The sequence below is a fragment of the Neorhizobium sp. P1_A6 genome (assembly GCF_056406795.1).
Window position 1 is genome coordinate 480,487 of the sequence record NZ_JBFTZM010000004.1, and the last position, 11,920, is coordinate 492,406.

The window sequence follows — 11,920 nt, forward strand, 5'->3', positions numbered from 1 at the left end:
CATGCCGGCAGCCGAGGGATAGCGACCCCTCATCCGCCTGCCGGCACCTTCTCCCCGCAAGCGGGGAGAAGGACATATGCCGCGCTGTCTCCGCTCCTCCCAATACCGCCCTGGACGCGGCCGAGGAACAAGCCAAACCTCTAACCCCGCCAGCCTACCTCGATCATCACCCGGCCGGGCGCCAGGCAATAGAACAGGTACCCGCCGCGCATCTCCCGCGGCTCCCCCACCAGCTCGGCATCACCGTCCTTCAATTCCCGGTAGAGCCTGTCGACCTCGGCTTTCTCCGGCTGGATGAAACCGAGATGGTAGGTGACGACCCCGAGCGCCTGCTGCTCGGCCCCGCCGAATTTCTCGACCGGGTGGCTGACGACGATTTCGAGGCCTGAATCGTCGTTGAGGATGGCCAGGCCGTTCGCGCCGCGCATCTCACGCAGAGTCAGGCCGAAATGCCGGACGAGGAAGGCGCTGGTTGCCGCAACGTCGGGCACGTGGATATCGATATGGTTCATACGCAACGTTTTCTCGCGAGGTTACCCCGACGGAACGCGACGCGGAAAAGGCCACGAGAATCCGCCGAGAGCGGCACGGGATGTGCCGTTTCTCGTCGCGGGTTCTCAACGGTGGACCGAAGGATCAGAGCTTCCTTGCGGAAGGGGCCGTGCTTACCATATCCGGCCCTGCCTTTTTCGACGGATGAGCTTTAACACGAGCCGGCTCGGGCGCTCAAGCCCTCATCCCCCTCAGAACAACCCCTCCACGAAACCATCCTCGTTCAGAAAGATGCGTTCCGCGGACGGCACGCGCGGCAGACCGGGCATGGTCATGATCTCGCCGGTGATCGCGACGACAAAACCGGCGCCGGCCGAAAGCCGCACTTCGCGCACATGCACGATGTGACCCTCCGGCGCACCGCGCAAGGCGGGGTCGGTCGAGAAGGAATATTGCGTCTTGGCGATGCAGATCGGCAGGTCGCCGTAACCCTGCTCCTCCCAGGCCTTCAACTGGTCGCGCACGCCCCGGTCGGTAGTGACTTCGCCGGCATGATAGATCTTCGAGGCGATGATCTCGATCTTTTCGAGGAGCGGCAGGTGATCGGGATAGAGCGGCTGGAATTTCGCCTGGCCGCCCTCGGCAAGCTCGACCACCTTGAGGGCAAGCTCCTCGATGCCGGCAGACCCTTCGGCCCAATGCCGGCAGACGATGCCGTCGGCGCCGTGCCGCGCTGCGTAGTCCTTGACGGCGGCGATCTCATCCTCCGTATCCGAGGTGAAATGGTTGATGGCGACGACCACCGGCACGCCGAATTTCCGCACATTGGCGATATGGCGGCCGAGATTGGCAGCACCCCGCTTCAGCGCCTCGACATTCTCCTGGCCCAGATCCTCTTTTTTCACCCCGCCGTTCATCTTCAATGCCCGCACGGTGGCGACGATGACGGCCGCATTCGGCTTCAGCCCCGCCTTGCGGCACTTGATGTCGAAGAATTTTTCGGCGCCGAGATCGGCCCCGAAACCCGCTTCCGTCACCACATAGTCGCCGAGCTTCAGCGCCGTGCGCGTGGCGATCACCGAATTGCAGCCATGGGCGATATTGGCGAACGGCCCGCCATGCACAAAGGCCGGATTGTTTTCGAGCGTCTGCACCAGGTTCGGCTGCATCGCGTCCTTCAACAGTACCGTCATCGCCTTGTCGGCCTTGAGGTCGCGGGCAAACACCGGCGAGCGGTCGAACCGGTAACCGATGACGATGTCGCCGAGCCGCCTTTCGAGGTCCTTGAGGTCGGCCGCCAGGCACAGGATCGCCATCACTTCCGAGGCGACGGTGATATCGAAGCCGCTCTCGCGTGGAAAACCGTTGGCGACGCCGCCGAGCGATACGACCGTCTGGCGCAGCGCCCGGTCGTTCATGTCCATCACCCGCCGCCAGCTGATCCGCCTTGTATCCATGTTCTCGGCATTGCCCCAGTAGATATGGTTGTCGATCATCGTCGACAGCAGGTTATGGGCAGACGTGATGGCGTGGAAATCGCCGGTGAAATGCAGGTTGATGTCTTCCATCGGAATGACCTGCGCATATCCGCCGCCGGCCGCTCCACCCTTGACCCCGAAACAGGGGCCAAGCGAAGGCTCGCGCACGCAGATCACCGCCCTCTTTCCGATCCGGTTCAGCCCGTCGCCGAGGCCCACGGTGGTGGTCGTCTTCCCCTCGCCCGCCGGCGTCGGGTTGATGGCGGTCACGAGGATCAGCTTCCCATCCTTCTTTCCCAAAAGCGACGCGATGAACTCCGCCCCGACCTTCGCCTTGTCGTGGCCATAGGGAGCGAGCGCCTCGACGGGGATGCCGAGCTTCGCGCCGATCTCCGTGATCGGCTTCTTTTTCGCGGCGCGTGCGATTTCGATGTCGGATCTGACCTCTGCCATAGCTTCGCTCCCCCAAGTGCTTTCGGATCAAACATGTCCTTGCGGTTATGGTTAGCGAAGGAAAGGCTATGTGAATAGCCGCAACCGGATAGCTGCCGGGAACGTGCACAAGGAAAAGGGCGGCGCGATCGCTCGCACCACCCTTCTCAGGCGCCCCCGCCCCTTTGTCCGGATCAGAATCGCTGGGTCAGCGAGACTTTGAAGGTGCGCCCCGGCTCGGAATAGTAGTCTGCGGTGGCCGCCGGTACCGTCGTGCTCTTGTTGTTGAGTGCGTCCCAATACTTCTTGTCGAACAGGTTGTAGATGCCGGCATTGATGCGCAGGCCTTTGACTTGCTCGGGCTCCCACCATGCCGTCAGGTCGACAAGCCCGTAACCCGCTGCCTTGTAGGTGGCGCTGGACTTGTAGGAAACGTTGCCGACACCTGTCCACAGCACGTCGACGCCCCAGGTCTCTGCCTCGTACCCTGCGCCGACGATTGCCTTGACCGGTGCGACGGAAGCGAGGTGGGTGTGGTTGACGAGGTCGATACCGCGTGTGAATGCCAGCCCGGCGCGGACGTTGAAGCCGCTGTCGAAGCGCTTATGAGCCGAGAACTCTGCCCCGAAGATCTCGACCTTGGACAGGTTGATCTGCTGCTGGAAGAATTGGTAATCGAGCGGGTTGAGACCACGAGCGATGATTTCCGCAGCCGTCAGGTTCCGCCCATCGATGAAGTTCTTATAGCGGGTATAGAAGAAGTTCACCGAACCGCCGAAATTGTCGTCGCCCAGGCGTGAGCCCACTTCGAACCCGCTGCTGGTCTCCGGCTCCAGATCGGGATTGCCGATCGACGCGTAGCTGCCGACGCTTCCATAGCTCAGATAAAGCTCGGTCGCCGTGGGCGAACGGAAGCCCATCGCCCATTGGGCGAAAAGCGTGACGTCATCATTAAGCTGATATTCGGCCAGCAACTTGGGTGAAAATGCGCTATCCTGCGAACCGCCCGGCATGGAAGGGTTGGATGCGTTATTAGTGAAGGAAGGGGTGTTCCTCGGCGAATGATCATACCAGTCGAAACGCAGGCCTGGCGTCAACGAGAAGCCGCTGTCGCCAAACGTCATGCGGTCTTGGGCGTAGATGCCGATCTTGGTGCTGTCCACATCCGGCATATCCGCTTGATTGGTGTGCAGATTGGCGCACCCCGCGAAGACACCAGCATAGGGCGGCGCGGCCGGGCATGAGTCGACGCCCGCGGAATATTGCTCTGCCCTCGACAGGAAGATGTTCGTGCCGAGCGTAAAGACATGGTCGACCGTTCCCGTCCGGAAGTTGTTGTCCAGGAACCCGGTAAAGCCGACGCCGGCTTCTTCTATCTGGTTGTCGCGCGTGTAGATGCCGGGAACTGTCGTAAAGCGGAACGAATCCTGGGTAAGCGCCCGCTCCTGACGCTGCCAGTAAAGCGTCGCCTGCGCAGCGTCGATCAGTCCGTCAGTGCTCGGCGCGTCGTATTCGTAGTCGAGCGAAACACGTGTGCGGCGGTTTTCTTCGCCGGATTCGTGGTTTCCGGGACGATAGTTGCCGGTCAACGTCTGCGCCTGGCGCAAATCGATATCCTTCTCGGTCGAGAAACGCTCAGCGGTGAAGCCGAACCGATGACCGGATTCGGTATCCCGACGCAGCTTGAACAGCAGGTTGCTCTGATCATAGTCGGCCGGATTGGTCGCCGTGCGTGTCGGGCCGAAGCCCCCGACTGAACCGTGGTTCTGGCGCTCATGACCCTTCTTGTAGGTACCCAGAAACATGATCGAGGTGTTCTCGATCTTCTTGGCGACCGCGGCGCCTCCGTACCAGCTCTTGTCCATGCTGTCATAACCGGTGCCTACCTTGCCGCCCCAATCCTTGCCTTCGCCGATGAGGTCTTCCGGCTCCAAGGTGCGAACGAGAAGCGCGCCACCGAGCGCCCCGTCGCCTATGCGGCTCGAATCCCCGCCCTTCACGACATTGACTGCCGTCAGCGCAAAGAAATCCATGGTATCGGCGCCGCCGCTATTGCTGCGCGCGTTGTCACGCAGGTAGGTCAACGGAATACCGTCGACGAGTGTCGTGACACGGCTGCCTTCCAGACCGCGGATGTTCAATGAGTTCGTCGCACGGCTGAAGTTCACGCCCGGATCGATCGTGCGGCCCAGGTCCTCGATGCTGCGGATCTGCTTGTTGTCGATCTGCGCTTCGGTGGTTTGCGTGGCAAGCGGCGTGCTTTCGGGATCCCCCGCCTTCACCCGTTTCCCCTTCAGCACGATCGGCTTCAGCGTCGTGTCCGTCTGGGGCTGGGTAGCCTGCTGGGCGGCCGCACCGCAGGCGAGGGACAACACCGCGAGCGCGGTGCAGGTGGCAAGGGTGGATCGCAGACGTCGCGTGACCATGACTGTCCTTTCAACAGGGCACGCGAAACCGTTGGCGCGCGCGAACGCACCGGAAAGGCGGCGGCCCTTTTCAATTCTGGCAAGAATGTGGCGGAAGGCAGGAAATGCCTTATTCATGCCATTAGAAAACATGAGTGTTATTGTCAATTATTAAAACATGACTCTAATCATCATATTTATGCGAGGCTGGTCCGATGGCAAAAATACAACAGGACCGAATGCAAGAAGGCCCGGATCGCTCCGAGCCTTTTGGTTCTGGGTAGTCGCGCCGTCCGCGGGGGGCAAGAGATGGTCTGCCGTATCTGGCTCCAAAACGCCCCCGGCGCTTCGCTTTCGCTCCGCGCGTTCGTCACTGCAATCGATTCACTGGATCGATTGCTCCGGCTGCGCCGGACCGTTCCTGCTCCCGGCGCCTCGCTTGGGCTCGGCGCGTTCGACGCTCAAAACGCTCCACTGGAGCGTTTTGCCGGCTGCGCCGTCGCGTCTCACCCCTCCCCGATGGCGATCAGGCTGGCGTTGCCGCCGGCGGCAGCGGTGTTGACCGAGATCACCTGCTCTTCGGCAAACCGCATCAGATAGGCCGGGCCACCCGCCTTGAAGCCGGTGCCGGAAAGGCCGGAGCCGCCGAAAGGCTGGGTGCCGACCACAGCGCCGATCATGTTGCGGTTGACATAGACATTGCCGGTGTCGAGCGCCTCCGTCACCTTGCGGATTGTCGCCTCGATGCGGCTGTGAATGCCGAGCGTCAGGCCGTAACCGGTGGCGTCGATCGCCGAAAGCACCTTGTCGAACTCCTTCGCCTTCCAGCGCACCACATGCAGGACCGGGCCGAACACTTCCTTGGTCAGCACGGCGGCGCTGTCGAGTTCGATGATGTGGGGGGCGAAGAAATTGCCGGTCTGCGGCGCCTCCCCCCCGGCGTAACGTATCTTCTGCTTTCTCGCCCGCATGTCCGCGACGTGATCGGCCAGCATTTGTCTCTGGTTCTCGTCGATGATCGGCCCGACATCGGTATTCTGTTTCGCCGGGTCGGCGAGATTGAGCTCGGCCGCCGCCCCCTCGATCATCTTCAGCATGCCGTCGGCGATATCCTCCTGCAGGAAGAGGATGCGCAGCGCCGAACAGCGCTGGCCGGCGGAGCGGAACGCCGAAACGACCACGTCGTCCGCCACCTGTTCCGAAAGTGCCGTCGCATCGACGATCATCGCGTTGATGCCGCCGGTCTCGGCGATGAAAGGCACGATCGGCCCGTCCTTGGCGGCCAGCGCCCGGTTGATCGCGTGCGCCGTCTTCGTCGAACCAGTGAAGGCGATACCGGCGAGCTTGCGATGCGCAGTGATCGCCGAGCCGACATCCGGGCCGCCCGGCACCAGTGCCAGCACTTCGGCCGGAACGCCTGCCTGGTGGAACAGCTTGATCGCCTCATGGGCGATCAGCGGCGTTTGTGGCGCCGGCTTTGCGACGACCGTATTGCCGGCCACCAGCGCCGCCGAAATCTGCCCGAGGAAAATCGCCAGCGGGAAGTTCCACGGCGAAATACAGCCGAACACGCCGCGGCCGCGCCAAAAATGGCGGTTGTCCTCGCCGGTCGGTCCCGGCATCGTCGTGGGCATGGCGAATAGCTCCCGGCCCTTGTCGGCGTAGTAGCGGCAGAAATCCACCGCCTCGCGGATTTCGGCAATCCCGTCATCCAGCGTCTTGCCGGCCTCGGCGGCCAGCAGCGCCAGCAGCCGGTCGCGGTTTTCCTCCATCAGCCCGGCGGCTCGCTCCAGGCAGGCAGCGCGGATTTCCACCGGCTGGCGCGACCAGGCCCGGAAAGCCTTGGCCGCAGCCGTGAAGGCTGCATCCACATCGGCCGGCGTCGCATCGCGCACGGTGCCGACGATCTTCGAACGATCTGAGGGAGACCGAACCGGCTTTTCCTCCGCCTTGGAGGTGACGCCTGCTACCAGCGGCCCCGCCTTCACCTCGCCCCACGGCTTGGAAACGCTGGCCATCAGCCTTTCGAGCTCGACCCGGTGGCCGAATTCGAAACCGGCACTGTTCTTGCGGCGGCCGTAGATGTCGGAGGGAAGCGGGATCTGCTTATGCCGGGCGCTGATTCCGTCATCGAGGCCGAGCCGCGCCGACGGCCGTTCCAGCAGCTTTTCGACTGGTACCTGTTTGTCGCCCGCAACCGCCACGAAGGAGGAGTTGGCGCCGTTTTCCAGAAGCCGGCGGACGAGATAGGCAAGCAGGTCGCGATAACCGCCGACCGGCGCATAGATGCGGCAGGCGATCCGGTCGTTGCTTTCGAGCAGGTCGTCGTAAAGCGCCTCGCCCATCCCGTGCAGCCGCTGGAACTCGAAGCCCGTGCGGTCGGGGCCGGCAAGTTCCAGGATAGTCGAGACGGTCAGCGCGTTGTGGGTGGCAAATTGCGGAAAGATCCGCGCCCGCTTGGCGAGAAGCTGCTGGGCGCAGGCGAGATAGGCAAGGTCCGTCGCCGGTTTGCGGGTCCAGACCGGATAGTCCTCGATTCCCCGCTCCTGCGCCCGCTTCACCTCGGTGTCCCAATAGGCGCCCTTGACGAGCCGCACCATCATCCGTCGGCCATGCATGGTGCAGAGCTGGTCGATATAGTCGATCACCTGGGGCGCCCGCTTCTGATAGGCCTGGATCGCCAGGCCGAACCCGTCCCATCCGGAAAGCGACGGATCGGAGAAGGTGGCGGCGATCACGTCGAGCGACAGTTCCAGCCGGTCGGCCTCTTCCGCGTCGACGGTGAAGTTGAGCTGGTGTTCCTTGGCCATCCGGGCGAGATCGAGAAGGTCAGGCACCAGTTCCGCCATCACCCGGTCATGGTGGGTGGCGAGGTAGCGCGGATGCAGCGCCGAAAGTTTGACGGAAATGCCCATCCGGTCGGGAAGCTGCCTGCCCTTGCCGTGTTTTTTCATATGCGCACCGATCGACTGGATCGCGTCCGCATAGGAGCGGAAATAACGCTTGGCGTCTTCTGCCGTGCGGGCGCCCTCGCCCAGCATGTCGAAGGAATGGCGGTACCCTTTCTCCTCGCTCTTGGCGGCCCGGACAAGCGCATCCTTCATCGTCTCGCCGAGCACGAAGTGGTGGCCGAGGAAACGCATCGCCTGCTTGGTGGCGGTGCGCACGGTCGGCAGGCCGACGCGCTTGACGAGACCGCGCAAAATTCCCTCGGGCGTCTCGCCGGGGCCTATGACGCGCGCCGAAACCGCGAGCGCCCAGGCGGAGGCCGACACGAACCAGCTTTCGCCGGAAGCCTCATGGGTGCTCCAGCCACCTTCGCGCAGCTTGTCCTCGATCAGCCGGTCCTGGGTCAGGGCATCGGGCACGCGCAGCAGCGCCTCGGCAAGCACCATCAGCGCCAGCCCTTCCCGCGTCGAAAGCCCATACTCGCGCAAAAAATCCTCGACACCGCCGACCTTGCCGGCCCCGTCGCGGATGGCATTGATCATCCGCCGCGCCCGCTGGTCGATCGCCGCATCCTGCGCCGAGGTAAAGCTGGTGCGGGCGGCGAACTGCCGGATCAGCCGGTCGTCGTCGCCGGCATAAGGCGCATTGAAGGGAATAAAGGGCTCGGTCAGAATCTGGCTCATATGCATCTCCGTTTCATTCTCCCCATAGCTGGAATTTCGTGGAGATTTCGGCGGATCTTTATGGCATTAACGAGATATCTCACGGCAATTTCAGCAAGATGTAGCGAAATATGAAAGACATCGACCGTCTCGACCGAAAAATCCTCCGGGCGCTCCAGAAAGAGGGGCGCCTGAGCAATCTCGAGCTCGCCGATCGCGTCTCGCTTTCTCCAACGGCGACCGCCGAACGGGTCAAGCGGCTGACCCGCGAAGGATACATCACCGGTTATAGCGCTTTGCTGTCGCCGGAAAAGCTCGGGCGCAATCTGCTCGTCTTCGTACAGGTCAAGCTCGACCGCACCACGCCCGACGTTTTCGACGCATTCGCCGCCGCGGTGAAGCGCAGCGACGACGTGATGGAATGCCATATGGTGGCAGGCGGCTTCGATTATCTGGTGAAGGCACGCGTCGCCGGAATGGAAGCCTACCGGCAGTTCCTCTCGGAGGTGATTCTCCCGCTTCCGGGGGTCAGGGAAACCCACACCTATGCCGTCATGGAGGAAATTAAGGGAACCGGATATATCCCCGTATAAATCTTGACCCCGTAACTCCATGAATTCATGGAAATAAAGTGAGCCTATATCGGAAACCATCCTGGTTTCCGTTGCAGTGCACGAAATTTCGCTGGCTATTCAAACCGATTTGTATATTTGTTAACGATCACATAAATCACCTGTCTGCTCGCCCGCATGATCACTTTGGAACGGCAATCGATTCTGAACAGCGAGATTTCCGCCGCGGATTCGCGATTGGAAATATTTGCTGCGATGAAGCGCGTTGCCCACGAGTTCGGGTTTCGCCACATCACGCTTTTCGCTGCCACCAGAGCGGACGAGACGCTTTTGTCGCGGATGATCGTCGAGACGACGCTGCCGGTAAGCTATGTCCAGGAATTTGACCGCCGTCGGCTTCTGAAGCTTTGCCCGGTCGCACCGATCATCTCGAAATCGGCCCTTCCCTATTGTTGGTCGATCGACGATCCCGAAAGCGTGCGCGGTTTCCCGGTGCCGGTCGAGATGGACGAGTTGCAGCGCCGCTACGACATCATCACCAGCGTCGCGATGGCAGTGCATTCGATCGATGGCGGCCGCTTCATGCTGCGCTTCGACGGCGTCCGGCATCGGCTGAGCCAGATGGAGCTCAACGAGATCGGCATGATCGTGCTGCATGCCTTCGATGTCTTCGACAAGATCCGCCGAAGTGCCAGGACCGGTACCGCTGGCCCCCTCACCACCCGCGAGCTGGAGGTCGTCCGCTGGACGGCACAGGGCAAGACATCGTCCGAAATCGGACGGATTCTCTCGCTCTCGGACCACACCGTTAACGCATATATGACCAATGCCATAAAGAAACTGGATTGCGTCAACCGCACCCAGTTGGTAGCTAAGGCTCTGAGATTGAGACTCATAGTGTGAGGTTGGGGCGTTATCTCCCGGCCTATGGGAGAAAAAGATTGACGTTTTGGGTCGAACACACCGAAAAACGCGTCAATACTCAATACAAGGAAGTGGGGCTCTCGGCCGACGAGGTGGTGGAACTCGCCTCGGCCTTCCGTTTCTACGGTTACTGGCGGATCGACCTGGATACCGGCCACTTCTTCGCGACCGAAGACGTCTGCCGTATCTTCGGACTGGAGCCGAAGAACGGTCCTTTGAACTTGGTTGCCCTCACCGCGCGCATCCATCCCGACGACATGCCGCAACTGATGGAAACCTTCGAGCGCGCCAGCGGCGAGCGCCTGACCTACCACAATATCTATCGTATCCGAGCCGATGCGGAGGACTACAAATATGTTCGCAGCGTCGGCAAATTCCGCGACAAGCCGGGCACGAGTGGCGAGGTCGTCGGCATGACCTATGAGTTCTTTGCCGAACGTCCCGGCGTGACGTTCTTTCTCGACGAGCCAAGCCTTCCGAAAACCTGACCGGTACCGGCCGGCTTACCGGTCGAGCACCGAGCGCAATTCCACCAGGTTCGAGCGAACCCTGAGCGTGTAGAAACCCATCACCGCCAGATGGCTCGGCATGATCCAGCCGTCCTCGCGGCCGTTGGAGATGATCGCCGGCTGGATGCGCAGCGCCGACTTGAACTGCGACAGCGTATCGGTCCACAGCGGCCCGATATTACGCTCGCGGATCACCTGGGAAAAATCCGCCCCTGCCGCTGCAAGCACCGCATAATAGCCGTAGAGCTGGCCGTAGGCGAACCAGAAGCGGTCATCGGCGCGCGTATCGAACCAGCCGGCATTATAGTTCTCCGAGCGCTCCCGCAGGATCGCCGACGTGCCGCCGAGATCGTTGGCGATCCGGTCGATGAACTGGATCAGGTTGTCGGCGCGGCCGTCGAAGGTCGCGTTGCAGGAGGTCAGATCGGTATTGAACGCCCTCAGCTTGCTGATCGCCGCGCGATAATAGCTTGGGGTCGGGGTCTTCGGCCCAAAGGGGCTGAGCCCGAAATACCAGGAAAATTCGTCGAACTGCAGGTTGCCACGGGCGTCCTGGAGGTTGTTGTTGATGCTCGACGTGCCGCGCACGCGCCCAAGCGAATCGACGAGTTCCGTTGCGGTGCGCCGTACCGCCTGATTGACGCCCCGCTGGAAGGAAGCCTTGTTGTCGAGGAAAGGCGTGTGATCCCAGTCGATGCCGAAGAACCCGAGCCGGTAGAGCAGCATCGAGGAAATCCAGGCATTCTGGTTGACGTTCATGTCGGTGAGATCGGCGGCGGCATCGACGATCGCCGACGACTGGCATTGTTTCGCGCCGGTCGCCGGAGCGGTCGCGTTGGCGCTTGCAGGGGCCGTTGCCGGCAGTTCCTGGCCGGCCGGCACGTTGCGCTCCGACCAGCGGTAGCTGTCGACGAAATTCGGGTTGAAATTGGTCCAGACCTGCGTCTGCCAGAAGAAATAACCGTAGAGCCCGATCATCAGCACCAGGAAGGCGAGGATCGGGCCCTTCACCATCCAGTGACGCTGACGGTACCACCCATGTGCGGCCATGAACGGCCAGACGATCCAGGCGATCAACAGCCCTATGCCTCGCCCGACGGCCTGGCCGATCCCTTGAAAGAAGGCGGTAATCCGGTCGAGCATCGCTGTCTCCTCGTGAGGCGGGGTGCATCCGATTGGGCTTGGCTCACACATATGTGCTCGGCGTCACAAGCACAACGGGGCGCAGCGTTTCGTCGCAACCGCAAGAAACGAATGCCTAGCTGTTTAGTCCCGGCATTTGATGGAGCGGATTGAGGGTGAAGCGTTCGGGCTGTGAAGTCCATGCTTTGCAAATGAACTCGTAAGGCGTGAGGCCGTTGAGGGTCTTAAGCCTGCGGCCAAAATTGTAAGCGGCGACGAAGTCGGCGAGGTGCTGACGAAGTTGATTGTGGCTTTCATAGTAGAAGCGCCTGACGGTGGCATCCTTGATGGTTCGGTTCATCCTCTCGACTTGAC

The 11,920-nt window shown here is 61.7% G+C and carries 9 protein-coding genes; 3 read left to right on the plus strand and 6 right to left on the minus strand.

What is annotated here, in order from left to right:
• Positions 1 to 140 precede the first annotated feature (140 nt).
• The 4 genes from AC1D3C_RS11780 to putA all read right to left on the minus strand — a co-directional run bounded on the left by AC1D3C_RS11780 (position 141) and on the right by putA (position 8,439).
• The gene (locus AC1D3C_RS11780; protein WP_477482995.1) at positions 141 to 518 is read right to left on the minus strand and encodes a VOC family protein; all 378 of its coding nucleotides are present in this window, start codon (positions 516 to 518) and stop codon (positions 141 to 143) included.
• Between the two features lie 225 nt (positions 519 to 743).
• Entirely contained in the window at positions 744 to 2,423 is a 1,680-nt protein-coding gene (locus AC1D3C_RS11785) for a formate--tetrahydrofolate ligase (protein ID WP_477482996.1), read from the minus strand.
• A gap of 173 nt (positions 2,424 to 2,596) precedes the next feature.
• Entirely contained in the window at positions 2,597 to 4,828 is a 2,232-nt protein-coding gene (locus AC1D3C_RS11790) for a TonB-dependent hemoglobin/transferrin/lactoferrin family receptor (RefSeq protein ID WP_477482997.1), read from the minus strand.
• Between the two features lie 485 nt (positions 4,829 to 5,313).
• Positions 5,314 to 8,439, minus strand: a complete 3,126-nt coding sequence (gene putA / locus AC1D3C_RS11795) for a bifunctional proline dehydrogenase/L-glutamate gamma-semialdehyde dehydrogenase PutA (protein WP_477482998.1) — start codon at positions 8,437 to 8,439, stop codon at positions 5,314 to 5,316.
• Between the two features lie 110 nt (positions 8,440 to 8,549).
• Between putA and AC1D3C_RS11800 the strand changes: the two genes are divergently transcribed.
• The 3 genes from AC1D3C_RS11800 to AC1D3C_RS11810 all read left to right on the plus strand — a co-directional run bounded on the left by AC1D3C_RS11800 (position 8,550) and on the right by AC1D3C_RS11810 (position 10,402).
• Positions 8,550 to 9,011 carry an Lrp/AsnC ligand binding domain-containing protein gene (locus tag AC1D3C_RS11800; RefSeq protein WP_038544317.1) on the plus strand — a complete coding sequence of 154 codons (462 nt, stop codon included), beginning with the start codon at positions 8,550 to 8,552 and terminating at the stop codon, positions 9,009 to 9,011.
• A 216-nt stretch (positions 9,012 to 9,227) separates the two neighbouring features.
• Positions 9,228 to 9,893: a helix-turn-helix transcriptional regulator gene (locus tag AC1D3C_RS11805; RefSeq protein WP_477482999.1), complete on the plus strand. Its 666-nt coding sequence runs from the start codon at positions 9,228 to 9,230 to the stop codon at positions 9,891 to 9,893.
• A gap of 38 nt (positions 9,894 to 9,931) precedes the next feature.
• Entirely contained in the window at positions 9,932 to 10,402 is a 471-nt protein-coding gene (locus tag AC1D3C_RS11810) for a PAS domain-containing protein (RefSeq protein WP_477483000.1), read from the plus strand.
• Between the two features lie 15 nt (positions 10,403 to 10,417).
• Here the strand turns inward: AC1D3C_RS11810 and AC1D3C_RS11815 are convergent, their stop codons facing one another.
• Together AC1D3C_RS11815 and AC1D3C_RS11820 are read right to left on the minus strand one after the other, a co-directional pair.
• Positions 10,418 to 11,566, minus strand: a complete 1,149-nt coding sequence (locus tag AC1D3C_RS11815; protein ID WP_477483001.1) for a DUF2333 family protein — start codon at positions 11,564 to 11,566, stop codon at positions 10,418 to 10,420.
• A gap of 115 nt (positions 11,567 to 11,681) precedes the next feature.
• Positions 11,682 to 11,920 (minus strand): integrase core domain-containing protein (locus AC1D3C_RS11820; RefSeq protein WP_477483002.1); only part of this gene is annotated, 239 nt, incomplete at its 5' end.

What these genes read in the sequence shown, in the direction of transcription:
- AC1D3C_RS11785 (WP_477482996.1), bottom strand. Translation starts at nt 2,423, where the DNA reads ATGGCAGAGGTCAGATCCGACATCGAAATCGCACGCGCCGCGAAAAAG.
- AC1D3C_RS11790 (WP_477482997.1), bottom strand. Translation starts at nt 4,828, where the DNA reads ATGGTCACGCGACGTCTGCGATCCACCCTTGCCACCTGCACCGCGCTC.
- putA (WP_477482998.1), bottom strand. Translation starts at nt 8,439, where the DNA reads ATGAGCCAGATTCTGACCGAGCCCTTTATTCCCTTCAATGCGCCTTAT.
- AC1D3C_RS11800 (WP_038544317.1), top strand. Translation starts at nt 8,550, where the DNA reads ATGAAAGACATCGACCGTCTCGACCGAAAAATCCTCCGGGCGCTCCAG.
- AC1D3C_RS11815 (WP_477483001.1), bottom strand. Translation starts at nt 11,566, where the DNA reads ATGCTCGACCGGATTACCGCCTTCTTTCAAGGGATCGGCCAGGCCGTC.